This is a genomic window from Rhodanobacter sp. A1T4 (genome assembly GCF_014207185.1).
Classification (GTDB): domain Bacteria; phylum Pseudomonadota; class Gammaproteobacteria; order Xanthomonadales; family Rhodanobacteraceae; genus Rhodanobacter.
In genome coordinates this window covers 190964-215160 of record NZ_JACHCP010000009.1, presented here as the reverse complement: position 1 = coordinate 215160, position 24197 = coordinate 190964, and the positions used below count along the sequence as shown (strand labels likewise).

At 61.5% G+C, this 24197-nt stretch carries 27 protein-coding genes, 1 tRNA gene and 1 other RNA gene; 22 read left to right on the top strand and 7 right to left on the bottom strand.

Translation table 11 applies throughout. From position 1 onward, the window contains the following. Positions 1 to 10: 10 nt before the first annotated feature. A complete protein-coding gene (locus HDE80_RS18235) occupies positions 11 to 409 on the top strand; it encodes a DUF6165 family protein (RefSeq protein WP_184673232.1) in 399 nt (132 codons plus the stop codon). Between the two features lie 9 nt (positions 410 to 418). Here the strand turns inward: HDE80_RS18235 and HDE80_RS18230 are convergent, their stop codons facing one another. Continuing rightward, entirely contained in the window at positions 419 to 1462 is a 1044-nt protein-coding gene (locus tag HDE80_RS18230; protein WP_184673231.1) for a glycosyltransferase family 9 protein, read from the bottom strand. A gap of 76 nt (positions 1463 to 1538) precedes the next feature. Between HDE80_RS18230 and HDE80_RS18225 the strand changes: the two genes are divergently transcribed. From HDE80_RS18225 to HDE80_RS18190, 8 genes are all read left to right on the top strand, one after another. Then, entirely contained in the window at positions 1539 to 2264 is a 726-nt protein-coding gene (locus HDE80_RS18225) for a 3-deoxy-D-manno-octulosonic acid kinase (RefSeq protein ID WP_184673230.1), read from the top strand. Then, the gene (locus tag HDE80_RS18220) at positions 2261 to 3019 is read left to right on the top strand and encodes an MBL fold metallo-hydrolase (RefSeq protein ID WP_184673229.1); all 759 of its coding nucleotides are present in this window, start codon (positions 2261 to 2263) and stop codon (positions 3017 to 3019) included. Before HDE80_RS18225 ends, HDE80_RS18220 begins: the two co-directional genes overlap by 4 nt. 90 nt (positions 3020 to 3109) lie before the next feature. Then, a tRNA-Ser gene (locus tag HDE80_RS18215) sits at positions 3110 to 3199 on the top strand. Positions 3200 to 3286: 87 nt separating this feature from the next. Next, positions 3287 to 3383, top strand: an RNA gene (ffs, locus tag HDE80_RS18210) — signal recognition particle sRNA small type. Between the two features lie 134 nt (positions 3384 to 3517). Next, entirely contained in the window at positions 3518 to 5224 is a 1707-nt protein-coding gene (dnaX, locus tag HDE80_RS18205; RefSeq protein ID WP_184673227.1) for a DNA polymerase III subunit gamma/tau, read from the top strand. A gap of 15 nt (positions 5225 to 5239) precedes the next feature. Continuing rightward, positions 5240 to 5563 (top strand): YbaB/EbfC family nucleoid-associated protein, encoded by a 324-nt coding sequence (locus HDE80_RS18200; protein WP_184604788.1) that lies wholly within the window; start codon positions 5240 to 5242, stop codon positions 5561 to 5563. A gap of 75 nt (positions 5564 to 5638) precedes the next feature. After that, entirely contained in the window at positions 5639 to 6232 is a 594-nt protein-coding gene (gene recR / locus HDE80_RS18195) for a recombination mediator RecR (RefSeq protein WP_184673225.1), read from the top strand. 20 nt (positions 6233 to 6252) lie between these two features. Further along, positions 6253 to 6597, top strand: a complete 345-nt coding sequence (locus HDE80_RS18190; protein WP_184673224.1) for a histidine triad nucleotide-binding protein — start codon at positions 6253 to 6255, stop codon at positions 6595 to 6597. A 69-nt stretch (positions 6598 to 6666) separates the two neighbouring features. On the opposite strand, the gene HDE80_RS18185 is transcribed toward HDE80_RS18190, so the two are convergent. The 6 genes from HDE80_RS18185 to HDE80_RS18160 all read right to left on the bottom strand — a co-directional run bounded on the left by HDE80_RS18185 (position 6667) and on the right by HDE80_RS18160 (position 12409). Further along, positions 6667 to 7251 carry a Slp family lipoprotein gene (locus HDE80_RS18185; protein ID WP_184673222.1) on the bottom strand — a complete coding sequence of 195 codons (585 nt, stop codon included), beginning with the start codon at positions 7249 to 7251 and terminating at the stop codon, positions 6667 to 6669. 46 nt (positions 7252 to 7297) lie between these two features. Beyond that, entirely contained in the window at positions 7298 to 9280 is a 1983-nt protein-coding gene (locus tag HDE80_RS18180; RefSeq protein ID WP_184673220.1) for a DUF3488 and transglutaminase-like domain-containing protein, read from the bottom strand. Continuing rightward, positions 9277 to 10230 (bottom strand): DUF58 domain-containing protein, encoded by a 954-nt coding sequence (locus HDE80_RS18175; protein WP_184673218.1) that lies wholly within the window; start codon positions 10228 to 10230, stop codon positions 9277 to 9279. The genes HDE80_RS18180 and HDE80_RS18175 overlap by 4 nt, the downstream gene beginning before the upstream one ends. Beyond that, entirely contained in the window at positions 10230 to 11171 is a 942-nt protein-coding gene (locus HDE80_RS18170) for a MoxR family ATPase (protein ID WP_184673216.1), read from the bottom strand. Before HDE80_RS18170 ends, HDE80_RS18175 begins: the two co-directional genes overlap by 1 nt. A 186-nt stretch (positions 11172 to 11357) precedes the next feature. Next, positions 11358 to 11957, bottom strand: coding sequence for a Maf family protein (locus HDE80_RS18165; RefSeq protein WP_184673215.1), 600 nt, complete (start codon positions 11955 to 11957; stop codon positions 11358 to 11360). Further along, positions 11957 to 12409 (bottom strand): hypothetical protein, encoded by a 453-nt coding sequence (locus HDE80_RS18160; RefSeq protein WP_184673213.1) that lies wholly within the window; start codon positions 12407 to 12409, stop codon positions 11957 to 11959. Before HDE80_RS18160 ends, HDE80_RS18165 begins: the two co-directional genes overlap by 1 nt. Positions 12410 to 12597: 188 nt before the next feature. On the opposite strand from HDE80_RS18160, the gene HDE80_RS18155 reads away from it, so the two are divergent. From HDE80_RS18155 to HDE80_RS18095, 13 genes are all read left to right on the top strand, one after another. Further along, positions 12598 to 13077 (top strand): YceD family protein, encoded by a 480-nt coding sequence (locus tag HDE80_RS18155; protein ID WP_184673308.1) that lies wholly within the window; start codon positions 12598 to 12600, stop codon positions 13075 to 13077. 71 nt (positions 13078 to 13148) lie between these two features. After that, positions 13149 to 13343 carry a 50S ribosomal protein L32 gene (gene rpmF, locus HDE80_RS18150; protein ID WP_077441856.1) on the top strand — a complete coding sequence of 65 codons (195 nt, stop codon included), beginning with the start codon at positions 13149 to 13151 and terminating at the stop codon, positions 13341 to 13343. 164 nt (positions 13344 to 13507) lie between these two features. After that, positions 13508 to 14482 (top strand): beta-ketoacyl-ACP synthase III, encoded by a 975-nt coding sequence (locus HDE80_RS18145; protein WP_184604773.1) that lies wholly within the window; start codon positions 13508 to 13510, stop codon positions 14480 to 14482. Between the two features lie 146 nt (positions 14483 to 14628). Continuing rightward, the gene (gene fabD / locus HDE80_RS18140; protein WP_184673211.1) at positions 14629 to 15576 is read left to right on the top strand and encodes an ACP S-malonyltransferase; all 948 of its coding nucleotides are present in this window, start codon (positions 14629 to 14631) and stop codon (positions 15574 to 15576) included. 49 nt (positions 15577 to 15625) lie between these two features. Beyond that, positions 15626 to 16369: a 3-oxoacyl-ACP reductase FabG gene (fabG, locus tag HDE80_RS18135; RefSeq protein WP_184673209.1), complete on the top strand. Its 744-nt coding sequence runs from the start codon at positions 15626 to 15628 to the stop codon at positions 16367 to 16369. 195 nt (positions 16370 to 16564) lie between these two features. Beyond that, on the top strand, positions 16565 to 16804 hold the full coding sequence (gene acpP / locus HDE80_RS18130) for an acyl carrier protein (RefSeq protein ID WP_007805185.1): 240 nt from the start codon (positions 16565 to 16567) through the stop codon (positions 16802 to 16804). A gap of 226 nt (positions 16805 to 17030) precedes the next feature. Continuing rightward, positions 17031 to 18269, top strand: coding sequence for a beta-ketoacyl-ACP synthase II (fabF, locus tag HDE80_RS18125; RefSeq protein ID WP_184673207.1), 1239 nt, complete (start codon positions 17031 to 17033; stop codon positions 18267 to 18269). A 53-nt stretch (positions 18270 to 18322) separates the two neighbouring features. Beyond that, the gene (locus HDE80_RS18120) at positions 18323 to 19681 is read left to right on the top strand and encodes an aminodeoxychorismate synthase component I (protein WP_184673306.1); all 1359 of its coding nucleotides are present in this window, start codon (positions 18323 to 18325) and stop codon (positions 19679 to 19681) included. Then, positions 19681 to 20508, top strand: a complete 828-nt coding sequence (gene pabC / locus HDE80_RS18115; RefSeq protein ID WP_184673205.1) for an aminodeoxychorismate lyase — start codon at positions 19681 to 19683, stop codon at positions 20506 to 20508. Before HDE80_RS18120 ends, pabC begins: the two co-directional genes overlap by 1 nt. Beyond that, complete coding sequence (gene mltG, locus HDE80_RS18110) at positions 20505 to 21542, top strand: endolytic transglycosylase MltG (protein ID WP_184673203.1); 1038 nt, start codon at positions 20505 to 20507, stop codon at positions 21540 to 21542. The genes pabC and mltG overlap by 4 nt, the downstream gene beginning before the upstream one ends. An 11-nt stretch (positions 21543 to 21553) precedes the next feature. Further along, complete coding sequence (gene tmk / locus HDE80_RS18105) at positions 21554 to 22195, top strand: dTMP kinase (protein ID WP_184673304.1); 642 nt, start codon at positions 21554 to 21556, stop codon at positions 22193 to 22195. Then, positions 22192 to 23127, top strand: a complete 936-nt coding sequence (holB, locus tag HDE80_RS18100; RefSeq protein WP_184673201.1) for a DNA polymerase III subunit delta' — start codon at positions 22192 to 22194, stop codon at positions 23125 to 23127. Before tmk ends, holB begins: the two co-directional genes overlap by 4 nt. Further along, positions 23127 to 24092: a PIG-L family deacetylase gene (locus HDE80_RS18095; protein WP_184673199.1), complete on the top strand. Its 966-nt coding sequence runs from the start codon at positions 23127 to 23129 to the stop codon at positions 24090 to 24092. Before holB ends, HDE80_RS18095 begins: the two co-directional genes overlap by 1 nt. Positions 24093 to 24197 lie beyond the last annotated feature (105 nt).

Genomic DNA, 24197 nt, shown 5'->3' with positions numbered 1-24197 from the left:
GGAGTTACCCATGAGCCTTATTCAGACCCCGGTGTCCTACGGCGAATTGATCGACAAGATCACCATTCTCGAAATCAAGTCACGCCGTATCACTGATGACGCCAAACTTGCCAACGTACGCAACGAGTTGGACATGCTCAACGCTACCTGGGCCAACGACGCGGCCTCACACACGGACATCGCCGATGAGCGCGAGCGTTTGCATGCCGTCAACGAAACGCTGTGGGACATCGAAGATGCGATCCGTGTGAAGGAGCGCGCACAGGCGTTCGATCAGGAGTTCATCGAGCTGGCGCGTGCGGTGTATTTCCGCAATGACGAGCGCGCCGCATTCAAGCGCGAGATCAACCTCAAGCTTGGCTCGGAGCTGGTCGAGGAAAAATCGTACCAGGACTACCGCGCGGTTTGATTCGGGCGATCAGGCCAGGCCAAGATCGAGCGCGGCGGCTTCGAAGCGCTCGATCACGTCGTCCACGCTGATCAGATCCATCACGCCAGGCCGCTCGATTTTGCTGCCCCACGCGAGTTCGCTCGCGGGTTTACCGAAGTATTTTTGCGCCGCCTCGTCGTACTTGTTGACGCACCAGCGGCGGTCCGAATACGGGCCGGAGCGGTCCGGATTGCTGGCCGCATGCAGGCCGAGTACTTTCGTGCCGACGGCGTTGGCCATATGCATCGGGCCGGAATCCGGCGTCAGCACCAGCTGTGCACGACCGAGCATGGCCATCAGGCGTTTGAGCGTGTCCTTGCCGGTAAGGTCGAGCGGTGCGTGTTTGCAGGCGGTCAGTACGGCGTCAGCCATCGCGCGTTCGCCTGGCGATGGGCCGCCGATCAGCACCACACGCCAGCCGCGTGCAGCGGCATGATCCATGGCGGCGGCATAGCGCTCGGGCCGCCAGTTGCGCAGCGCGTGGCTGGAGGTCGGACTGACCAGCAGGGTCGGTGTATCGCCAGATAATGTGTCGGCAGCCCAAGCTAGGGCCTCATCGGGAACGGGAATATCCCAGCGCACCTGTGTCTGTTTCAGACCCAGCGGTTCGATAAAACTGCCCAGCGCATCAAGTACGTGCTCGCCGCTGCGCGCTGGAATGCGCCGGTTGATCACCAGACCATGCAGATCCTTCGAGCGTGCCGCGTCGTAACCGATCCGCTGTCTGGCCTTGATGCCCAGGCTCAACAGATTGGAGCGCATCGCCACCTGCATTTGCAGCAGCGCATCGAAGCGCTGCGCACGCAGTGCCTTGTGGACTTCGCGCATGCCGGCCCAGCCGGTACTCTTGTCGAAGGTGACGAACTCGACACCGGGTAGGTCGCCGACCAGCTTGCGCTCGAGCTTGCCGACGATCCATGTCAAAGAGGCTTGCGGCCACGCCTGTTGAAGCGTGCGCACCAAAGGCACCACGTGGGTCACGTCACCAATGGCGGAAGTGCGCAGCAGGCAGATCGAGTCGGGGGCTGTCATGAGGCTTGGGCTAGAATCGTCGTGTTGAATCGGCGAACGTGAAGGGCGCCGAGATCAGGCGCCTCCAGGCAGGATGATGCAGGAACGAACGCACAAAGATACAACCGATGTGATCCTGTTCGATGCGGATGCGTCGTCAGATGTCGCCAATGACTGGTTCTCATTCGATTACTGGCGTTCGCGCGACGCCTTGCGTGTGCAAAGTGGCGGTCGCGGCGGTGTAGCAGTGATCAGCACGCCTGCCGGCGAATGCGTGCTGCGGCATTATCGCCGCGGCGGCATGGTGGCGACGTTGATGGGTGATCGTTATCTCTGGACCGGTGCCGATCGAACGCGCGCTTTTGCGGAGTTTCGGCTGCTCGGTGAAATCGCCCGCCTTGGGCTACCGGGTCCGCAGGTCGTTGCCGCGCGGTATTGCCGGCATGGCGTCTACTACACCGCTGACCTGATTACTCGGTGCATTCCCGATGCGTCGACGCTCGCCGAGCGTCTGGCCGCCGGACAATTCGATGCCAAGCTCGCCGAAGACGTAGGCATGCTGGTCGCACGATTCCACCATGCTGGCATCTGGCATGCAGACTTGAATGCACACAATATCCTGGTGACTCCAGGGCAACTTTATGTGATCGACTTTGACCGGTGCGAGTTGCGCCAGCCGGCAGAGGCGTGGCGGCTTTCCAACCTGCAGAGGCTGCGTCGTTCGCTGGTGAAACTCGGCGCGGCAGCGTACGGTGATGCGGCATTCGAGCAAGCCGTCTGGCAGCCCCTTCTTCATGCTTATCAGCGTACATTCGACGCATGAACTGGCATCTGCATTTTCTTGGCGTGGGCGCAGCGCACGCAGTCGAATTGGGTTCGTCTGCCGCTGTGTTCGAACGCGATGGTGAGCCGCTGCTGTTAATCGACTGCGGCCCCGATACGCTCGATCGCTATCAGGCCGCTTACGGTGCACCGCCCCGTGCGCTATTCATTACGCATACGCATATGGATCATGTGGCGGGACTGGAGCGGCTGTTCTTTCGCTTATGGTTCGACGAGCACCTGCGCGGCCATACGAAGGTTTTTTTGCACGCGACGCTGTTGCCCTGGTTGCAGGCACGCGTCGCAGATTATCCCGGTGCACTGGCCGAAGGCGGTGTCAATTACTGGGAGGCGTTTCGGTTGGTGCCTTGTACGCGAGGATTCTGGCTGGATGGGCTGTGGTTCGACGTTTTTGCTACGCGCCATCACGCGCCGGGCACATCCTACGGTCTCGCGCTGGACGGCAGTTTTGTCTATACCGGCGACACGCGGCCGATCCCCGAGGTTCTTGCCCGATATGCCGGTGGTCCGGAGCTGATTGCGCATGATTGCGGGCTGGTGGGCAACCCGTCGCATACTGGCGTGGACGATATCGAGCGCGAATACGACGATTCCCTGCGGGCGCAATGTCTGCTGTATCACTACGGCAGCGCCGCCGATGGCGCCGCGCTTGCGGCCCGCGGATTCCGTATTATCGGTACCGATGAGCGTGTGCTGGTGGCCAGGCCAGCCACTCCAAGGGCTGATGCGGGTTGAGTTGAGCAACGCTTGCTTGCCTGTATAACGCCCTGACGCTATCCTTCCGCTTCTTTGTCGGGCCGGATTGCCTGACGGAAGAGGTTGCATGGAGAGGTGTCCGAGTGGTTGAAGGAGCACGCCTGGAAAGTGTGTATACGGTCAAACGTATCGCGGGTTCGAATCCCGCTCTCTCCGCCAAATTTGAGCAATAAGTGCGACAGCCAACCGGCTTGGCGCATTGAAACAAGCAAGCTGGACAAAACAGCTTGACGTCTATGGTGGCCCCGTCGGTCCCCCCGCGACGATAGTTCGCAAACTCCGCCAGGTCCGGAAGGAAGCAACGGTAGCGAATGATTCGGGTGCCGGGGTGTGGCTGGCGGGGCCGCCGCCTTTTGGGTGCTGCCTCGCAACCCTTGCGACAGTCCTGGCGCAAAATGGCCGGTATCGCGCGGCGCCGTCTACTGACTTGCCATCGCCGACTTGGCACAATCGTTCTTTGCCCTCATGTTGGTAGCCATGTCCTATCAGGTACTCGCACGCAAATGGCGGCCACGCAAGTTTTCCGAGCTGGTCGGGCAGGAGCACGTGGTGCGCGCGCTCACCAATGCGCTCGACACCGGGCGCATGCACCACGCCTATCTGTTCACTGGCACGCGCGGCGTCGGCAAGACGACCATCGCCCGAATTTTCGCCAAGTCGCTGAACTGCGAGCGCGGGCAGTCGGCGGATCCCTGTGGTGAGTGTTCGGTCTGCACCTCGGTGGATGAGGGTCGCTTTGTCGACCTGCTGGAAATCGATGCGGCCAGCAATACCGGTGTCGACGACGTGCGCGAAGTGATCGAGAACGCGCAGTACGCACCGTCACGCGGACGCTTCAAGGTGTACCTGGTCGACGAGGTGCACATGCTCTCGCGCAACGCGTTCAACGCGCTGCTGAAGACGCTGGAAGAGCCGCCGCCGCACGTGAAGTTTCTGCTCGCCACCACCGACCCGCAGAAGTTGCCGGTGACGGTGCTGTCGCGCTGCCTGAAGTTCAATCTGAAGCGGCTGCTGCCGGAGCAGATTTCCGGCCAGATGCGGCACATCCTCGGTGCTGAGAATATTGCGTACGAAGACAGCGCAATCGGCGAGCTGGCGCGCGCGGCCGACGGCTCGCTGCGCGACGGCCTGTCGCTGCTCGATCAGGCGATTGCCTACGGCGGCGGCTCACTGCATGCCGACGATGTGCGTACCATGCTGGGTAGCGTGGCGCGCGGTCAGGTGCTTGGCGTACTCGAGGCCCTGGCAGCCGGAGATGGCGAAAGGCTACTGGCCGAGTGCACACAGATCGCCTCGTACTCACCGGATTTCGGCGGCGTGCTGGATGATCTGGCCAGCGTGCTGCATAGGCTGCAGTTGATCCAGCTGATCCCGGGTTACAAGCCCGAAGAGGGCAGTGACGACGACAGTACACTGGTAACGCTGGCCGAGCGTATGACGCCGGAAGACGTGCAGCTGTATTACCAGATTGCTACCTCGGGTCGACGCGATCTGGCCATTGCACCGGACGCCCGCACCGGTTTCGAGATGGCGATGCTGCGCATGTTGGCGTTTCGGCCGGATGATGGCGCGCCGGCGGCACGTGCCGCCCAGCGACCTGCTGGCACCAGCCAACCGGCGGCAGCGCCACGTACCAATGCCGCTGCGCCTGAGCGTGCTCCTGCTGCCGCGGCAATGCATCAGCCGATGGATGTGGTACCGCCCAGGCAGGCGCCTGCGGCGCGTGTGGATGCGCCAGTTGCTGTGGCGCCGACGCCGGTTATCGCCGCTCTGGCTCTGGACGAAAAAGGCCTGCCGCATTGGGAAAGCCTGATCGAACGTGCAAACTTGCGTGGCCCATTCGGCCTGTTGGCGCAGAACGCACTGCTACGCGAACGCGACGGCAATACACTGGTACTCGCTCTGCAGCCGGCGCATATGAGTCTTGCCGTCGAGCCGATGGTCAGCCAGATGGAAGAACGCATTGGCCAGGCGCTTGGCGAACGCATCCGTTTGCGCTTTGTCAGCATCACGTCAAGCGCCGTCGCGGAAACGCCGGCAGCCCGTGCGGCGCAGGCGCGCGATACGGCGCAGTCCGCCGCCGAGGAGTCGATCGAGGGCGATCCGCTAGTGCAATCCCTCAAGCGTGAATTCGGCGCGCGCGTGGTACCCCAATCCATCAAACCCTTTAACCAAAATCTTTAGTAGCGGAGTCATGCGATGAAAGGACAGATCGGTCAATTGATGCAACAAGCGCAGCGCATGCAGGAAGACATGAAACGCGCGCAGGACGAGATTGCCAAACTCGAAGTGACCGGCAGTGCCGGTGGCGGCCTGGTCAGCGTCGTGATGACGGGGGTGCATGAAGTGCGCCGCGTGCAGATCGATCGGCAGACGTTTGCCGATGATCCGGAGATGGCCGAGGATCTGGTGGCTGCAGCGATCAACGATGCGGTGAACAAAGTAGCGGAAGTAAGCAAGAACAAGCTCGGCGGCGTCACCGCCGGCATGAATCTGCCGGCCGGTTTCAAGATGCCGTTTTGATCTTTTCGGCACGTTGATTTTCTACCGGGCTCCGGTCGTCCGAGCCCCAACTTATCCCCTTGACCGCGCGGATTCATGAGCAAGCTGCTGAGTGATCTGATCGAAGCCTTGCGTTGCCTGCCGGGCGTGGGCAACAAAAGCGCGCAGCGGATGGCCTTCCATCTGCTCGAGCGCGAGCGCGAGCGTGGGCTGAGGCTGGCGGCAACGTTGGAGCAGGCGATGCGGCGCATCGGCCGCTGTACGCAGTGCCGCAACTTCAGTGAAGATCCTTTGTGTGCGCTCTGCGCCAGCACTAGTCGTGATCGTCAGGTGCTCTGCATCGTGGAATCGCCGACCGATCTGGCCGCGATCGAGCAGGCTACTGGCTATCGCGGCCAATATTTCGTGTTGATGGGGCGGCTTTCGCCGCTGGATGGTCTAGGGCCGGAAGAGCTGGGTCTGCCTCAGCTTACACAGCGCCTCGGCGAAGGCGAGATCGAAGAGATGATCATCGCCACTAATCCCACCGTCGAAGGCGAGGCAACCGCACATTACCTCGCTCAACTGGCCCGCGCCGGCGGCGTACGGCCTACCCGATTGGCCCATGGCGTGCCGCTCGGTGGTGAGCTGGAATACGTCGACCGCGGCACGCTGGCGCATGCCTTCGGCAGCCGACAGTTACTGGATTGATTCACATAAGGAACCTGGCCATGAGCGACACCATTTTCAGCAAAATCATTCGCCGCGAAATTCCCGCGGATATCGTCTTCGAGGATGATGACTTGCTGGCTTTCCGCGACGTGAACCCGCAGGCGCCGGTGCACGTGCTGTTTATTCCCAAAAAGCCGTTCGCCACGCTAAGCGACGTGCCCGCATCGGAGTCCGATTTGCTGGGCAAGTTGCTGCTCGCTGCGGCGGCCTATGCGAAGCAGGAAGGCTTTGCCGAGCAGGGTTATCGCACGGTGATCAACTGCAACAAGGATGGCGGGCAGACGGTGTTTCATCTGCACGTGCATTTGCTGGCCGGGCGTCATCTCAATTGGCCGCCAGGCTGATATGGCTGATTGAAATGAGTGCCATAAAAAACGCCGGCATAGTGCCGGCGTTTTTGTCTGCCAATGCGCTTAGCGATGAACTGGCTGCACCACGATCACGCGTGGCCCGCCCCAACCATAGCCACCCCAACCGCCGCCCCAGTAACCGCCGTAGTAACCCGGTCCCCAAGGGCCGCCCCAGTAGGGGTCGTAGTAGCCGGGATAACCGTAATTGGCCACGCGCTTGGGCCACAGATAGACAACATTTGCTTCGACGCGTGGGTAGGCATAGTCAAAGTCGCCAACTTTCTGCGACACGGTACCGTGTAGCGTACCGGTGACGGTCAGCTCGCGGCCGCGGGTAAAGACTTCCGGGTCATAGAAACCGGTGTGGCAGGCGACAAAGCGCCCCTGGTTTTCGCCTTCGCTGCCACGAATCGGACGCGCCTCGCTATCCAGTGGCCGCGAAAGTACATAGAAGCAGGTCCCCTGCTGACCGGGTTCTGTCTTGATGATCTCGCCGCCCCAACGCACATGGGTGCCGCCGGCGCCGCCTTGCTGGGCGCTGGCGGTGGTGACATTGGTGTAGGTGCCTTGAAGCGGTTGCGGTACCGTCACGCAACCACCCAGCAAGGCGATGGCAGCAGCGAGGGTGAGCGGGCGATACAGTGACATGGCGGCATCTCCGGAAGGTACGACGGCGCATGCCGTCGGATTGCTGTTATTTGACCACGCTGGTGACTCGGAATTCCCTTGCTGCACGTTGAAATGTGCGTAGCGGTTCAGGTGCCGGCATGTTATTTGCATAGCGCAGTTCCAGGTAACTCTTCATCAGCGTCGCAAGTTCATCACGTTGGTTCGGCAAGGCACGTGCGGCGCGGCTCAAATAATGCTGCGGGCCTTCACTGGATCGTCGCACGATTCCCGCGCGCGCCAACTTCCTTTCAAGCTCACGCAGTGCTGTTCTCAGACCATCGCGCGGCTGCTTTCGCAATAGCGCCCAGCCCAGCCCGATGGCAATAAACAGCACGCTCCCTATGGCGAGTAACACGCCTAGCGTTGCTGTATCGATATCGCGCACCCCAAACGGTGTAAGCAGGCCGCGCTGACGCAACGAGTCAAACCCGATAACGCCTTGAGCCCACCAGCGGTTGACGATGTCCCAGCGATTGCGCATGCCTTGCAGCCAGTCGGTGCGATACCAGGACAGCTGGTCGCCGGCTGCGGCCGATGCGCCGAGCGATACCCGCTCGGGACGAACGGCGCCGGTAGGATCGACGCGTATCCAGCCGCGCCCGGCCAACCACACTTCGCTCCACGCGTGGGCGTCGGAGTTGCGCACCAGCAGATAGTTGCCGAACTTGTTCCAGTAGCCGCCCTGATAGCCAGTGACTACGCGCGCAGGGATGCCGGCGTCACGCATCAGCAGCGTAAAAGCCGACGAGTAGTGCTCGCAAAAACCTTCATGAGTCGAGAACAGAAAATCATCGACCGCATCGCGACCCAGCGGTGCCGGCGCCAGGGTGTAGCGAAAGCCGCCATCGTGAAACAGTGACAGGGCAGCCTGCACGATCGCCGCGTCGTTGTTGCCGAAGCGCTGCCGCCACTGGGTTGCCAACGTGAGCGTACGTGGATTGAAACCGATCGGCCGCTGCAGACCAAGCCGCCGCGCGCGATCGTCCAGGTCGGGCTGCAGTCGATAGCCCAGTGCCGAACGCAGCGTGTAGTTGAGTGGATCGTTCACCGGCTTGTCGGCCAGTATTTCGTGATCCGGCTGCATCCGCGCCTCGGCGGGCACGCTCAACGGCACGTCGAGCGCAGGCAACACGCGCTGGTGCGTAGGCACCAGGCTGACGCTGTAGTTGATCGTGGTGCCGGCTTCGATCGGTGCCGGCACTTGCATCTCGTCATGCCGGACAAACGCGCGTCGCCAGCTACGGCCATCGTAATTCCACATCACATAGGCGCGGAAATAACGTTGGTCTGGCGGCGGTGGCGCACCATCAAACGTGACGCGCATCGCCGGGCTATCGTCGATCAGCAGATCGGTGAAGTTGCCTGGTGACATGCTGTCGCTGAGGCCGATACGTGCCTCGTCGGGCGTGGGCGCTCCCCACAATGGCTCGCTGAGACGAGGCACCAGCAGGAACGCCAGCAGTGCCATCGGTATCGCGGCGGCAAGCAATACCAATCCGGGTAGCAGTGTGCGTGGTAGGCTCATGGGCACTTGCGCCGGTTCCAGCGCGCGCAGGGTTGCCAGTGCCGGCAACAGACCAAGTGCCACAACAACCGTAGCGACCAGCCCTTGATCGATCAGCAGCGCGCTCATCAGGGCGAAGCAGGCAAAACCGACACCGACGCGCACATCACGAGCCGTTTCAGTCTCGAGCAGCTTCAGTATCAGCAATCCAACGGCCAGGGCTGTGCCGGGTTCACGGCCAAAAATATTGCCGTAGCTGACGACGACGGCCAGCGTCAACAAGGCGAGCAGCGGTATTTTCAGCCATGCCGGCACGCGACCTGTGTGCCGCCGCCGCTGCCACCAGCGCCAGCCAAGCGTCAACGCCAGCGCGATGCTCAGCCACCAGAGCAGATGTGGCGCATGCACCAGCAGAACCAGCGTCACCGTGATGCTGAGCAGGTCGAATACGCGGTTGTCGATGGCCGGTTCTACCGGTTTTTTGCGGCGTGCCCAGAATGTCACGGCAGCTGTGCCAACATGTTCATGCAGTGCGCGTAATGCAGTGGACCGCTGCTCGCGGCGATCTCGCTATTGGGCAACCACAGGCTATAGCTGCGCCGCTGCGCCTGCGCTTCGCCAACCCAGCGTGCCAGTCGTGCGATGCGTGACTCGTTGTCCATGCTACGCAACTGGCGCCAGTCCAGCTGCCACTGCGGATGGCTTTGCGGCTGCTCGAAATCCTTCACCAGCAAATTGTCGTGATGGGCGCTGGCCTTCCAGGCGATGTGACGCTGCGGATCGCCAGCACGATAATCACGCAGCGCGGCCAGCTCATCACCCCGATACAGGCGCATGTGGCGCGCATCGTCGGCCGGCGCGCGCGGCGGTGGACCCGCCGATTCAGGCCGTGGCCACACCAGCACGGACTGATCCGGATACAGCCAGCTCCACGCACGGAACAGGCCCAGCGGCCAGGTGGTCCACAATCTGATGCGCGGTAGCGGCTGCCATCCCCGATAGGTGGTGGCTAGAATCATCTTCACCGTTGTTGTCCCGTCTGCTTCGATCGCGAACGCAGTGAACGCGTCATCGAGATCGACGCGTATCGAACTGCGTGCCCGCACGGTTTCGAAAACCAGCGTCAGTTCGATCGGCTGCCCCGCAACGGCATGCCCTGCGCGAATGTGACTAAGGCGCAAGCCATCGAGGGTGCGAAACCCAACCAGCATGCTGGTAGAGCTGGCGGCGCCGAGCAGGCAGGTCAGCAGCAGTGCGGCGTTGTTGGAATAGTTGAGCGCGCCGACCATCATCACCAGCAGCAGGATCGAGAAGCCGAGGCCGAACATCGTCGGTACGATGTAGATGCGCCGGCGATGCAGTTCGATCGGCAGGGTTTCCGAACGACGGTAACGGGTGAGCGCGGGCAGGCGGTGCTCGGCCCAGGTTTGCAGTCGCTGCAGCAAGTCGCGCATCAATCCACCGCGACCTCGGCCAGCAGTTGGCGAGCCAGTAGATCGCCATTGGCGCCGCGTGCCGGCAGCAGGCGGTGCGCAGCCAGTGGGACGAACAGGGCCTGGATATCTTCTGGCAGCACATGCGAACGACCGCTCAGCAAAGCCCATGCACGTGCAGCACCAAGCAGGGCCAGGCCAGCACGTGGCGACAGGCCTACGCGAATTTCCGCGTGCCGGCGGCTGGCGGTGAGCAGGGCTTGCAGGTAATCGAGCAGGGCGGTACTGGCGGTAATCACCAGCGACTGCTGGTGCAGCGCGAGTAGTCCCGCTCCATCGAGCTGCGGTGTCAGCTGTGCCAGCAGGTCACGGCGATCACTGCCGGTAAGCAGCGCGCGCTCGGCGTTTGCATCGGGATAATCCAGCGACAGCCGCAGCATGAAACGATCGAGCTGCGAGTCAGGTAGTGGAAACGTACCGTTGAGATCGAGCGGGTTCTGCGTGGCGACGACGAAGAACGGCTGTGCCAGCACATGCGTCTGGCCGTCCACCGTCACCTGATTTTCGGCCATCGCTTCCAGCAATGCACTTTGCGTTTTCGGGCTGGCGCGATTGATTTCGTCGGCCAGCAGAAGGCCGGTGAAGATCGGGCCGGGATGGAAGCGGAACGTGGCGGTTTCGCGCTCGTAAATGCTGACGCCGATGATGTCCGAAGGCAGCAGGTCACTGGTGAACTGCACACGCTGAAAGTCGAGCGCGAAGGTTGCGGCCAGTGCGTGGGCGAGGGTCGTCTTGCCTACGCCCGGCACGTCCTCCAGCAAGAGATGTCCACCGGCGATCAGGCAGGTAAAGGCGAGCTTCACCTGCCTTGGCTTGCCGAGCAACACATGGTTGACCTGGGCTATCGCGGCTTCAAGATGCTTCTGCAGAGTCTCGTCGCGCGGCTGAATGTTGGCGGCCATGGTTCTTCTGGGGAGGTAACAAGTGGACGGAACGCCATCAGTGGCGCAGTTGAGCCAGTGTAGCGTTCGCCTTCGCGTGTTGGCGATGGTTCGCCATGAGCGGTCTGCGGGTGCGACGAAATGCGCGGCAACTGACAATCTTCAGCCAGTTGGAGAGGCGTTGATCGCGCTCTTTTCGCCGCTTGCTTATGGAATCGCGATTCCGCATTCGCGCAGCAGCCGCGCGAGGGCAATCAGAGGTAGTCCGATCAATGCAGTGGGGTCCTGGTTGTCGATGCGCTCGAACAGGCTGATACCCAGGCCTTCGCATTTGAAACTGCCCGCGCAATCGAGCGGTTTTTCGCATTCGACATAGCGCTCGATAGCGGCAGTGTCGAGTTGGCGGAAGTGCACATGGGTGTGATCGACATGCGTTAGCTGACGGCCATTTCGGGTATCCAGCAGGCACAGCGCCGTATGAAACTGCACGGTGCGGCCAGAGCTGGCCGCCAATTGATGGCGTGCGTTTTCAGCGGTGCCGGGCTTGTCGAGAACCTGCCCGTCGAGTTCGGCGACCTGATCCGAGCCGATCACCAGTACGTTGTGCAATCCACTGGCGACAGCCTCGGCCTTGGCAATCGCCAGTCGCAGCGCGCGCGTTTCAGGTGGTTCACTGGTGAGTGCCGTTTCATCAGTACCTGGCGCACGTTGTTCGAAATCCGCAACCAGTCGGCGCAGAAGTTCTGCCCGATAGCGAGAGGTGGAGCCGAGCACGATGCGCACGTCACCGCGGTGCTGCGCAGTCATCATGCTTCGGGTTCGCGGCGAATGTGCTCACGCATGGCACTGTTGAGGTCGCGCTGTGCCTGGGTCAACGCTTGCAGTAGCGGCTGCAGGCGATCACGAGCGGTGCGCATCGACAGTGCGGCTTCATCCAGCTCGCGCTGGCTGGCCTGCGGCGAGCGGTCGCGGATCCATAGACGTTGTTGGAGCAGGGCTCGCAAACCGGCGTCGATCGCGTTTTGCGCATCCTGCTCGCTGGCGGCTGGCAGATCGGGATTGAGTGACATCACGGCATGGGCCTGCTCCAAGCCAGCCCGGCAGGTTTTCAGATCAATTTCGAGCCGATCGGCGAGGTCGAGCAGATACTGGAGGCTTGATGTTCGTTTGGCCTGGCGTCGGCGTAACAGGATCAGCCAAGTCGCAACAGCGATAACAAGTAATGCGAGTGCGGCTATGCCGAGCGTCAAATTAGGCATTCACGAAACTCGGCTCGGGCTGCAATGGCATGCAGTTTGCCGCATTGGAACCTCGTAGGGCAAAATAAGCGGCCGTTTCAGTCGATTAACGCCGCCTTTTAACGGTATCGGTTGACTTAAGTGCGCCAGAAACCTAACATTTACAGATTATGTCCGTGACACTGCCAGAGTCCGTGGACGCTTGGCGCATGGTTTCGGCGCGGCGTTCGTTCGAGGGAATGCTACCCATCGCCGCACTGGCACGCCTGTGCGACATGCTGGCAGCCAGCGAAGGTGTAGTCGAATACGCGCTGGATTTCGGTCGTGACAGCCTTGGCATCAGCTATGTTGATGTGCGTGCCCAGGCGTTGTTGACCGTTATCTGTCAACGCTCGCTTGAACCGTTTGCGCTGCCGGTTGTGGTGAATACGCGACTGGGTTTGATCAAGCAGGAGCGCGATGAGGCTGGTTTGCCGCCTGAGTGCGAACCGCTGCTGGTTGCTGAAGATGGTCGGTTGAACCCGGCCGATGTGATTGAAGATGAATTGCTGTTGGCGCTGCCGCTGGTGCCGGTAAATCCGGATAGCAGCCTGCCCGACGACGTAACAGGCCACGAGATGGAAGAGGAATTTTCCAGCGAGGGGCGTTCCGAGAATCCGTTTGCGGTGTTGCGCGAACTGAAGAAGTAGCCACCGACCTGATTCATCCGATCCAGGTCACGTTGATTTAGTCCACTAAAAGTTTTCGCTGGAGAAATACCATGGCAGTTGCCAAGAGCCGCCGTACCCCGTCCACCCGCGGCATGCGTCGTTCGCACGACGCGCTGAAGACCGTGCAGCTGTCCACCGATCCGACCAGTGGCGAAGTGCATCTGCGCCATCACGTCACCAAGGATGGCTACTACCGCGGCAAGAAAGTGATCGAGACCAAGGGCGCGGTGTCGGTCGAAGATTGATGGGTTTTGCGGGAATCTTCTCTGATCCCCGCTGATCATCGGATCATGCGAGACGGCGCGGTGACGCGCCGTTTTGCGTTTCTGTCCGGTGGAAAGTAACGTGGCGTGGTTTATATCGACGTGGCGATACCACTCGACACCCTGTTTTCGTTGATGGATAGGTAATGACCCAGATCTACTCCCGCATCATCGCTACCGGCAGCGCACTGCCTGAGCGCGTGGTAACCAACGCTGATCTGGAAAAGATTGTCGACACCAGTGACGAATGGATTCGCACCCGCACCGGTATTCGTCAGCGTCATATAGCGGCGGACGGCCAGACCACCGGTGACCTGGCTTTCGAAGCGGCGCAGCGCGCACTGGAAGCGGCTGGCGTCAAGGCGTCCGAGCTGGATCTGATCGTGTTGGGTACCACCACGCCCGACATCATTTTTCCGTCCACGGCGTGCCTTGTTCAGCATCGTCTCGGCGCTAACGGTTGCGCCGCGTTTGACGTCAACGCAGCCTGCTCGGGCTTTGTCTATGCGCTGGGTGTTGCCGACAAATTCATCAAGAGCGGCGCATCCAAGAAAGTGCTGGTGATCGGTGCCGAAACATTGACCCGCATGGTCGACTGGACGGAGCGCGAAACCTGCGTGCTGTTTGGCGATGGCGCGGGCGCGGTGGTGCTGGAAGCGTCCAGCGAGCCAGGTATATATGCTACCTGCCTGCATGCCGATGGCGGGCACAAGAATCTGCTGTACAACCCGGTTGGCGTGTCGGCCGGTTTTACCGACGAGCCCAACCACGGCGTGCGTATCCGCATGGCTGGCCGTGAAGTGTTCAAGGTCGCCGTCAAGACGCTCGACTCGCTGGTGGGTGAAACCCTGCAGGCGGCTGGCATGGAGGAATCGGATATCGACTGGCTGATTCCGCACCAGGCCAATCTGCGCATCATCGAGGCCACGGCCAAGCGCTTGAAGATGTCGATGGATCGTGTGGTAGTGACGGTCGACAAACATGCCAATACCTCGGCGGGATCGGTACCGCTGGCGCTCGATTACGCCGTGCGATCAGGCAAGGTACAGCGTGGCCAGAACCTTCTGCTGGAAGCGTTTGGCGGCGGCTTTACTTGGGCGTCGGCCTTGCTGCGCTATTGATACCTGTTCGATCTAACTCGATAGTTGCCCAACGATGCCGCCTAGTGCGGCATCGTGCTTTTTATCACGTGAAATGTGGGATACAGCTGCGTATGGCTCGTGATGCTGGCACCATGGCGGTTTTCCCGCACGGAATCTGCGCATCCATGAGTTCAACACCTGCGTCGCTTGCTTTTGTTTTCCCCGGTCAAGGTTCGCAATCGATTGGCATGCTGGCCGAGCTGGCCGCCGTGCATCCCGAAGTACGGGCGACCTTTGAAGAGGCGTCGCAAGGAGCAGGTCTTGATCTGTGGAACCTGGCCTCGCAGGGACCCGAAGAGCAGCTCAATCGCACCGAAAATACCCAGCCGGCATTGTTGGCAGCCAGTGTGGCGGTGTGGCGCGTATGGCAGAAGCTCGGCGGTGCGAAACCCGCCCAATTGTCTGGCCACAGCCTTGGCGAATACAGCGCCCTGGTCTGTGCGGGCGCGCTGTCGCTACACGACGCAGCGTCGCTGGTGGCCGAGCGCGGACGCCTGATGCAGGCGGCGGTGCCGGCTGGGGTTGGCGCCATGGCGGCAATCCTTGGCGGTGATGATGCGCAGATTGCGGCTGTGTGCGAGGAGGTGGCGCAAGGCCAGGTGGTTGCACCGGCCAATTTCAACTCGCCCGGCCAGCTGGTGATCGCAGGCAACGCGGAAGCGGTGGATCGAGCGCTGGCGCGGCTGGCCGAGTTGGGTGTGAAGAAGGCGATCAAGCTTGCCGTTTCCGTGCCTTCGCATTGTGCATTGATGCGGGATGCCGCCGATCGGCTGGGTGAGCGCATGGCTTCCATAGCGTGGCAGTTGCCATCGATTCCGGTCGTGCAGAACGCTGAGGCGCGTTCTTACGGTGTGATTGACGATATTCGCTTCGCACTGCAGCGTCAGCTTTACCTGCCCGTGCGCTGGACTGAGTGCGTGCAGGCGCTGGCCGGTGCTGGCGCCTCGCGCATCGTTGAATGCGGCCCAGGCAAGGTGCTGACGGGTCTGATCAAGCGCATCGACAAGACGATCGAAGCGCGCGCTGTCGGTATGCCGGCGGATATCGATGCGGCGGTTGCCGAATGGGTCTGACCGCCAGCGTGATCTTTTTTCAAACATTGAACTCCAGGAATCCCTCTCGATGAGCAAGACACTGCAAGGTGAAATCGCGCTGGTTACCGGCGCCAGTCGCGGCATTGGCGCGGCGATTGCCGATGAACTGGCCGCCATGGGCGCCATGGTGGTCGGCACGGCGACTAGTGAAACTGGTGCCGCCGCCATCGGCGAGCGGCTGGCTGCGCACGGCGGCCATGGCCGTCTGCTGAATGTCACCGATGGCGCGGCGGTTGAAGCGTTGATCGATGGCATTGGCAAGGAGTTCGGCGCGATCTCGATTCTGGTCAATAACGCCGGCATCACCCGCGACCAGTTGCTGATGCGCATGCGCGAGGAAGACTGGAATGTCATCCTCGATACCAATCTCAGTTCGGTCTACCGTACTTCCAAGGCGGTGATGCGTGGCATGATGAAGGCGCGCAAGGGACGCATCATCTCGATCGCCTCGGTGATCGGACTTACCGGCAACCCGGGCCAGTCCAACTATGCCGCCGCGAAGGCCGGCATCATTGCGTTCTCCAAGTCGCTGGCGCGCGAGATCGGTTCGCGCGGCATCACGGTCAACGTGGTGGCACCCGGTTTCATCGATACCGACATGACCAAGTCTCTACCGGAGGAGTCAAAACAGGCTTTGCTGGGGCAAATCGCGCTGGCACGCCTTGGAGAGGTGGCCGATATCGCCAAGGCGGTGGGTTTTCTGGCCTCGCCCGCGGCGGCCTACATCACCGGCGAAACCCTTCATGTCAACGGCGGCATGTATATGCCATAAGGCCTGCGAGCCTAGTTGTCGCCAGCGGGCACGTTTTAGGCGACAATTACTCTTTCGCGTGGGCGCTGGTCGCCTTCGCTTGGTATCACCGGCGTATCGTGGCGGCTTTGCAACGAAGCCACTACAATGCCGCCGGGCCTGTGCAGGCAGTCGCCTGCACAGACAAACAATTACTCCTTGAGAGGTATGGGCAACATGAGCACCATCGAAGAGCGCGTCAAGAAAATCGTCATCGAACAGCTCGGCGTAAAGGAAGATGAAGTCACGGCGAACGCTTCGTTCGTGGACGACCTGGGCGCCGATTCGCTCGATACGGTGGAACTGGTCATGGCACTCGAGGAAGAGTTCGAGACCGAGATTCCTGACGAAGACGCCGAGAAGATCACCACCGTGCAGCAGGCTGTTGACTACATCAAGGCCCACTCCAAGGATTGATCGATACGACATCGGGCAGACTCGGACCAGGCATTGATGTTGCCTCGCCACCGATCTGACCAGATCGAACACTGCGCCTCCCGGCGCAGTTTTCATTTCTGCAATTTGTAACGTCCGATCCCGTATGGTGTGCGCCGTGCGTCTGCGCGATGACCGAAGACGTATCTACCGTTGCACGGTAAACCGTAGACCTGCGTAGATTGACGGATTGACTAAGGAACACAGCATGAGCAAGCGTCGAGTTGTAGTGACTGGCATGGGCATTATTTCCCCGGTTGGCAACGACCTCGTCAGTGCATGGGATCGCGTCGTCAAAGGTGTCAGCGGCGTTGGTCTGGTGACCCACTTCGATGCATCGGCCTACGCTACCCGTATTGCAGGCCAGGTCAGCGACTTCGATCCGGGGCAGTGGATGGCGGCAAAAGACATCAAGAAGATGGATCCGTTCATTCACTACGGTGTTGCTGCGGGTACCCAGGCACTGCGTGATTCCGGGCTGGAAATTACCGAAGAAAACGCACCGCGCATAGGTGTAGCTGTCGGTGCTGGTATCGGCGGCCTGTACACCATCGAGGCCACCACGCTAGAGCTGGCCGCAAAGGGGCCGCGCCGGGTGTCGCCGTTCTACGTGCCCAGCTCGATCATCAATATGGTGGCCGGCCAGCTGTCGATCATGTTCGGCCTGAAGGGACCGAATATCGCCTGCGTCACCGCCTGCACCACCGGCGCGCACAACATTGGCTTGGCGGCGCGAATGATCCAGTACGGTGATGCCGACGCGATGATTGCCGGCGGTACCGAGTTTGCGACCACGGGTACCGCGATGGCCGGTTTCTGCTCGGCCAAGGCCATGTCCACCCGCAACGACGAGCCGACAAAGGCCAGTCGGCCATGGGACAAGGATCGTGATGGCTTCGTGCTGTCCGATGGCGCCGGTGTATTGATGCTGGAAGAATACGAACACGCCAAGGCGCGCGGCGCACGCATCTACGCCGAGCTGGTCGGCTTTGGCATGAGTGGCGATGCTTTCCACATGACGGCACCCAGCGAAGGCGGCGAAGGTGCGGCACGCTGTATGCAGACCGCGCTTAACGATGCCAGCCTCAATCCGTCCGACGTGCAGTACGTGAATGCGCACGGCACCTCGACACCGCCGGGCGACCTGAGCGAAGTGATGGCGGCGAAGTCGGTCTTCGGCGAGCACGCCTACAAACTGGCGATGAGTTCGACCAAGTCGACCACCGGGCATCTGCTCGGTGCCGCGGGTGGTGTCGAGGCAATCTTCACGATTCTCGCATTGCGTGACCAGGTGCTGCCGCCGACCATCAATCTCGACGAACCCAGCGAGGGCTGCGATCTGGATTTCGTGCCAAACACCGCGCGCGAAGCAAAAATCGACGTGGCGATTTCCAACTCGTTCGGCTTCGGCGGTACCAATGGCACACTGGCATTTCGCCGCGTCTGAGCGTGAGTGACCCTCGATCGGCGTTCAATCGGCCAGCTTTCGATCGGCCGGCCATCGATCGACCGGCCCTTAATCGACGTACTCTCAGCGGCCGGCGCGATCTACTTGCGCCGGCCGCTGCGTTTCCAGCACGTTATCCATGCCTGCTCGAAAGTGTGGTGCGCGGCACGGCGCAGTCCCGCTACGACATTCTGTTCGCGTTTCCGCGGGATGCGCTGACGCTGGATGCCGATGGTATTTTGCGCGACGGAACGGGGCAGGTCCTGAATGGCCGTTTCCTCGATGCGCTGGATCTGGCGTGGAAGGCCGAAAGTCTGCCGCATGGCGAAGATGATGGCCTGCCGTTTCATGGCGGCTGGGTACTGCTACTGGCTTACGAGCTCGCTGGCGAAATCGAACCACGGCTGCGGCTGCGTCCGCCGTCTACATTGCCAGTCGCGCTGGCGTTGCGGTGTCCTGCCGCTGTCATCGTCGATCATCTGCACGATTGCACGATCCTGATTGCCGAAGAGGGCGATGAAAACCTGCTCGATCAGCTGGAAGCAGATCTCGCTGCAGTGCCGCGGATCCCGCCATTGCCATCGCTGAAAGACTGGCAGGAAGATGCGGCCGAGTCTTTTCTCGACGGCGTGGAACGCGTTCACGAACATCTCCAGGCGGGCGATATTTTTCAGGTGAACCTCTCGCGTGCGTGGCGTGCGCAATACGCTGAAGCGCCACCGCCAGCGTCGCTTTACCGTGCGTTGCGCCAAGCCAATCCCGCGCCGTTTGCCGGTTTGCTGCAGCAACCGGATTGGGCAGTGGCGAGTTCGTCGCCAGAGCGCCTGGTTGAAGTACGTGGAGGCGTGGCGCAGACCCGGCCGATCGCCGGTACACGTGCACGACTGCCTGGCGATGATGAGCTGGCGCGCATCCGCGAACTGAGTGCGCATCCGAAAGAGCGCGCCGAACATGTAATGCTGATCGATCTGGAGCGCAACGATCTTGGCCGCGTTTGCATTCCCGGCACGGTCGAAGTCGACGAATTGATGGTGGTGGAGAGTTATGCTCATGTTCACCATATCGTCTCCAATGTACGAGGACAGCTGCGCGGCGACGTGACGCCTGGTGAAGTGATCGCTGCCACGTTTCCAGGCGGCACGATCACCGGTTGTCCGAAAGTGCGTTGCATGGAAATCATCGCCGAGCTGGAAGACGTACCGCGCGGCGCCTACACCGGCGCGCTGGGCTATCTCGATCGCAACGGTGACCTCGATTTGAACATCTTGATCCGCACCCTGACGCTGACCGGCAATGAAGTGAGCCTGCGCGCGGGTGCCGGCATCGTTGCCGATTCGGTGGCGGAACTCGAACTGGATGAGACCCGCGCCAAGGCTCGCGGGTTGCTGCGTGCACTGGGAGTGCCGGATTGATGGCGCCCATGATGCTCATCAATGGATCGGCGCGAGGCGTGGTATCGCCATTGGACCGTGGACTTGCGTATGGCGACGGTCTGTTCGAAAGCATCCGTTTCGTCGGGGCCGAGGCTCCGCTGTGGTCCAGGCACATGCAGCGGCTCGAAGAGGGCTGTCGGCGTTTGCGGATGCCACTACCGGACAACGAACAGCTGTGGCACGAGGCATGCGAAGCCAGCCACGATTTGCCGCAATCGGTGGTGCGCATCACGCTGACCCGTGGTGTGGGTGACCGCGGTTATGCACCGGCTGCATCGCCTTTGTTGACACGGATCGTTGCGGCTTTCGCGCCACCGTCTGTGAACACGGAAAGCTATTCTCGCGGCGTGCGCATGCGTATCTGCGAACTGCGTCTGGCGGCGCAGCCGCTGCTCGCCGGCATCAAGCATCTCAATCGCCTGGAGCAGGTGTTGGCACGCGGTGAGTGGAGCGATCCGGCGATCGCCGAAGGCCTGCTCCGTGATGTCGACGGATCGGTTATTTCGGCCACCATGGCCAACCTGTTTGCCGTCATCGATGGCGAGCTTCGTACCCCAGTGCTCGATCGGTGCGGCGTCGCTGGTGTCGCCCGCGCCGAAGTGCTGGCAGCTTGTCCGCAAACGCAGATTGGCCAGATCAGCATGAAAGCATTGCTGGAGGCGGAGGAAATCTTTCTCACCTCAAGCGTGCGCGGGATTCTGCCGGTACAGTCACTGGTTGATCGTAACTATGCACCGGGTACCATCACCCGCAAACTCCAACAACACTGGCACAACCTGGGATTTTCGATGGAGCAGGCGGGATGAGCCGCAAGATGATGCAAGGCGGCGTGTTTGTGCGCGTGCTGGTGATGATCGTGCTGCTGATCATTGTTGGCGGGCTGGCCTACGGCGTGTACGACTTCAATCGCTTCAGCCGCACACCGCTGCATGTCACGGCACAGGGCGACAGCATCGATATTGCGCGTGGAACCAGTTTCAGAAACATCGTGACGGATCTGCAGCAGCGCGATTTGAGCGAGGCCAACGGGCTCTATTGGCGTTTGCTCGCCGAGCAGATGCGTGTGGCCGGCAAGCTGCACGCTGGTGAGTACGCGATCGAGATGGGTCTGACGCCGCGCCAGCTGCTGGCCAACATGGCCGCCGGCAAAGTGATGCAGCGCAATTTCACGATCGTGGACGGCTGGACTTTCACCGGATTGCGCCAGGCTCTGGCCGCAGCCGACAAGCTCAAGCACGAAAGCGCCGGTCTCGACGACGCGACCCTTATGCAGAAAATCGGCGCTGGCGGAGAGACGCCGGAAGGGCGCTTCCTGCCTGAAACCTATGCTTATGTGAAAGGCGACAGCGATCTGGATGTGCTCAAGCGCGCTCATAGTGCGATGGCCAAGACACTCGATGCGCTATGGCCGCTGCGTGACAAAGATTTGCCGCTGGCTACACCGTACGATGCGCTGATTCTCGCCTCGATCGTGGAAAAGGAAACCGGGCGTGCCGACGAGCGTGCGCGGATTGCCGGTGTGTTTGTGCGACGCCTGGAGGCCCACATGCTGCTGCAGACCGATCCCAGTGTGATTTATGGCATGGGCGCGCAGTACACCGGCAATATCCACAAGACCGATCTCACCACGGATACGCCGTACAACACGTATACCCGGGCGGGTCTGCCGCCCACGCCGATCGCGCTGCCGGGCAAGCCCGCGCTGGAAGCTGCCCTGCACCCCGCCGCCGGCAACGAGCTTTATTTTGTCGCCCGCGGTGATGGCGGGCATGTGTTTGCCAGCACGCTCGAGGAGCACAATCGCAACGTCGATTGTTACCAACGGAAGCATTGCCAGTGAGTGCGTCACCGATCCATCCACGGCGAGGAAAATTCATCAGCCTCGAAGGCGGCGAGGGTGCCGGCAAAAGCACCTTGCTGGCCGGGCTGCGTTCGAGCATCGAGCAGCGTGGCATCACGCTGGTGCAGACGCGCGAACCCGGCGGTACGCAGCTGGGTGAGGCCGCGCGCAGTATCGTGCTTGATCCCGCACAGCGCGGTCTGACGGCGGAAGCTGAGCTGCTGCTGATGTTTGCCTCGCGTGCCCAACTGGTGCGCGAGGTGATTGCACCGGCACTGGATGCCGGGCAGTGGGTACTCTGCGATCGCTTTGCCGATGCCAGCTATGCCTATCAAGGCGGCGGCCGCGGTCAGCCGGTCGAGCGCATCGCGGAACTGGAGCGTTGGGCCTGCGCCGGGCTGAAACCTGACCTGACCTTGCTGCTCGATTTGCCGGTAGCGACCGGGCGCGCCCGTGCTGCCGGTCGCGGCGAGGCGGATCGTATCGAGATCGAAGCTGACGCTTTTTTCGAACGCATTCGATCCACCTATCGTGACCGTGCCGCTGCCGAGCCGAGCCGCTTTCGGGTACTTGATGCCAGTCAGTCACCTGCGGATGTACTCAGTGCGGCCACTCAGGCGATCGCCGAATTATTCGAAGGTCTGGCTGCATGAGTGCATTGTCCTGGCATGTGGAACACTGGTCGCGGCTGCAGTCGCGCCGTCAGCGCGATGCGTTGCCGCACGCGCTGCTCGTTTGCGGTGCCGCGGGTTTGGGCAAGCGCGAATTCGTGCAGCGTTTCGTCAAAGGTTTGCTTTGCGAACAGCCGGTCGATGGCGAAGCCTGCGGTCATTGCCGTCGTTGCCTGTTGCTGGCGGCTGGTACGCACCCAGATCTGATCGAGCTGAGCTTTGGTCTGCGCAAGGACGGCGTGCAGCGCAGCGAGATTGTGGTTGATCAGATCCGCGATCTGTCGGTGCGGCTGGCGATGAGCAGCCAATTCGGTGGTTGGCAGGTTGCACTGATCGATCCGGCCGACGCGATGAATGCGGCTGCCGGCAATGCGCTGCTGAAAACACTCGAGGAACCCGCCGCGCAGACCATGCTGATTTTGCTCGCCGACGCGCCGTGGCGCCTGCCGCAGACCATTCGCAGCCGGTGCCAGCGGATCGAATTTCATCTGCCCGACGCTGCCGCTGCTTTGACATGGCTGCAGGATGAGGGTGTTGGCGATGCGCCGGCGGCACTTGCCGCTGCCGGTGGCAATCCCGGTCTGGCGAGTGCGTGGGCAAAAGAGGGCGCGCTTGATCGTCGACTGGAAGTGAGGAAGGATCTCGCCGCACTGGCTGCCGGTCGCGGTCAGCCGATGGAAGTGGTCAAGCGCTGGCTGGATAACGAGCCGGCGCAGTGTTTGTGGTTTGCCGCTCAGGCTGCCGCCGATGAGATCAAATCAAAGGTCACCGAGAAAACCGGGCCGCTCGCCAGTGCATTGAACGCCGAGGCATTGGACCATTGGTACAACGCGGTCAACCGCACTAGGGAGAGTCTGCGCGGACCGCTGCGTGCCGATCTGCTGCTGCTCGAACTGCTGGCGCAATGGCGTTGATGGCAACCGCCGTCAACGCGCTCCCATCGTCGCCCACCCCGTTGGAGCTGCCAGAGTTTTCTGCGCAGACGCGCCTGCTGGTGATCGCACCGCATCCAGACGACGAAACCATTGCGACGGGTTTGCTGATCCAGCGGGTGCGTGCAGCAGGTGGCGAGGTAAAAATCCTGCTGCTGACCGCAGGCGACAACAATCCCTGGCCGCAGCGCTGGCTCGAACGAAGAGTGCGTATTGGCGCTGCCGAGCGCGCACGCTGGGGACAGCGTCGCCATGCCGAATTGGAGCAGGCATTGCGGCGGCTCGATGTGCCATCGCAGTCGCTGCAAAAGCTGGGTTGGCCGGACATGGGGGTTACCGACGTTCTGTTGCAAACGGGCCGTCAAGCGATAGCCACACTGTCTGCGGCTATCGGCACGTTTCGCCCCAGCATCATTGCCATGCCGTCGATCGATGATCGTCATCCCGATCACGGCGCCGCGCATGTGCTCATGCGTCTGGCATTGGCGGAGCAGAACGGTGCGCCAATGCAACTGGCCTATCTGATTCATGGTCACGCGACGCATGACCGCTTCGTTGAAGTCGCGGGAACAGCCGCGCAATCGATCAACAAGCGGGAGGCATTGACGGCACACCACAGCCAGATGGCCTTGAGCGGACGACGCATGCACCGACTTGCTGGTCGGTCGGAGCGTTATTCAGAGGTGCCGTCGACGCGGCAGGCATCAGCGACCGCGCTGCCCTGGCAACCGCCGACATGGTTGCAGCCGCGGTTGCGGCTTAGCGTGGCCGATCGGTCGGAGACGCAGGTCTGGCGTTGGTCACAGGCACCGTTGCAGCGTGATAGTGATGGTACGTATCACCTTGCGCTCTCGGCCAAAAACCACGAGGGCCTGCGCTTTGCCAAGCTGACTTGCGATCTTCCGTCTTTGTGGATATTCGATTACTGGGGCTGGTGCGAGCTCTAGCCCAGGTCCTTCGCCGCCAGCTGGCCCTTGCATCGGTTGCGTGGGAGAGCTAGCTTCGGCGGAGGGGAATGACTATGCCGACTTGGGGATTGGCGCACTGAGGCG

Coding starts and splice junctions, on each gene's coding strand:
- HDE80_RS18225 (WP_184673230.1), top strand. CDS start 1,539: ATGCAGGAACGAACGCACAAAGATACAACCGATGTGATCCTGTTCGAT.
- HDE80_RS18200 (WP_184604788.1), top strand. CDS start 5,240: ATGAAAGGACAGATCGGTCAATTGATGCAACAAGCGCAGCGCATGCAG.
- fabF (WP_184673207.1), top strand. CDS start 17,031: ATGAGCAAGCGTCGAGTTGTAGTGACTGGCATGGGCATTATTTCCCCG.
- acpP (WP_007805185.1), top strand. CDS start 16,565: ATGAGCACCATCGAAGAGCGCGTCAAGAAAATCGTCATCGAACAGCTC.
- rpmF (WP_077441856.1), top strand. CDS start 13,149: ATGGCAGTTGCCAAGAGCCGCCGTACCCCGTCCACCCGCGGCATGCGT.
- holB (WP_184673201.1), top strand. CDS start 22,192: ATGAGTGCATTGTCCTGGCATGTGGAACACTGGTCGCGGCTGCAGTCG.
- HDE80_RS18170 (WP_184673216.1), bottom strand. CDS start 11,171: ATGGCCGCCAACATTCAGCCGCGCGACGAGACTCTGCAGAAGCATCTT.
- dnaX (WP_184673227.1), top strand. CDS start 3,518: ATGTCCTATCAGGTACTCGCACGCAAATGGCGGCCACGCAAGTTTTCC.
- HDE80_RS18230 (WP_184673231.1), bottom strand. CDS start 1,462: ATGACAGCCCCCGACTCGATCTGCCTGCTGCGCACTTCCGCCATTGGT.
- fabD (WP_184673211.1), top strand. CDS start 14,629: ATGAGTTCAACACCTGCGTCGCTTGCTTTTGTTTTCCCCGGTCAAGGT.
- HDE80_RS18175 (WP_184673218.1), bottom strand. CDS start 10,230: ATGCGCGACTTGCTGCAGCGACTGCAAACCTGGGCCGAGCACCGCCTG.
- pabC (WP_184673205.1), top strand. CDS start 19,681: ATGGCGCCCATGATGCTCATCAATGGATCGGCGCGAGGCGTGGTATCG.
- HDE80_RS18165 (WP_184673215.1), bottom strand. CDS start 11,957: ATGACTGCGCAGCACCGCGGTGACGTGCGCATCGTGCTCGGCTCCACC.
- HDE80_RS18220 (WP_184673229.1), top strand. CDS start 2,261: ATGAACTGGCATCTGCATTTTCTTGGCGTGGGCGCAGCGCACGCAGTC.
- HDE80_RS18160 (WP_184673213.1), bottom strand. CDS start 12,409: ATGCCTAATTTGACGCTCGGCATAGCCGCACTCGCATTACTTGTTATC.
- mltG (WP_184673203.1), top strand. CDS start 20,505: ATGAGCCGCAAGATGATGCAAGGCGGCGTGTTTGTGCGCGTGCTGGTG.
- fabG (WP_184673209.1), top strand. CDS start 15,626: ATGAGCAAGACACTGCAAGGTGAAATCGCGCTGGTTACCGGCGCCAGT.
- HDE80_RS18155 (WP_184673308.1), top strand. CDS start 12,598: ATGGTTTCGGCGCGGCGTTCGTTCGAGGGAATGCTACCCATCGCCGCA.
- recR (WP_184673225.1), top strand. CDS start 5,639: ATGAGCAAGCTGCTGAGTGATCTGATCGAAGCCTTGCGTTGCCTGCCG.
- HDE80_RS18095 (WP_184673199.1), top strand. CDS start 23,127: ATGGCAACCGCCGTCAACGCGCTCCCATCGTCGCCCACCCCGTTGGAG.
- HDE80_RS18185 (WP_184673222.1), bottom strand. CDS start 7,251: ATGTCACTGTATCGCCCGCTCACCCTCGCTGCTGCCATCGCCTTGCTG.
- HDE80_RS18145 (WP_184604773.1), top strand. CDS start 13,508: ATGACCCAGATCTACTCCCGCATCATCGCTACCGGCAGCGCACTGCCT.
- HDE80_RS18190 (WP_184673224.1), top strand. CDS start 6,253: ATGAGCGACACCATTTTCAGCAAAATCATTCGCCGCGAAATTCCCGCG.
- HDE80_RS18235 (WP_184673232.1), top strand. CDS start 11: ATGAGCCTTATTCAGACCCCGGTGTCCTACGGCGAATTGATCGACAAG.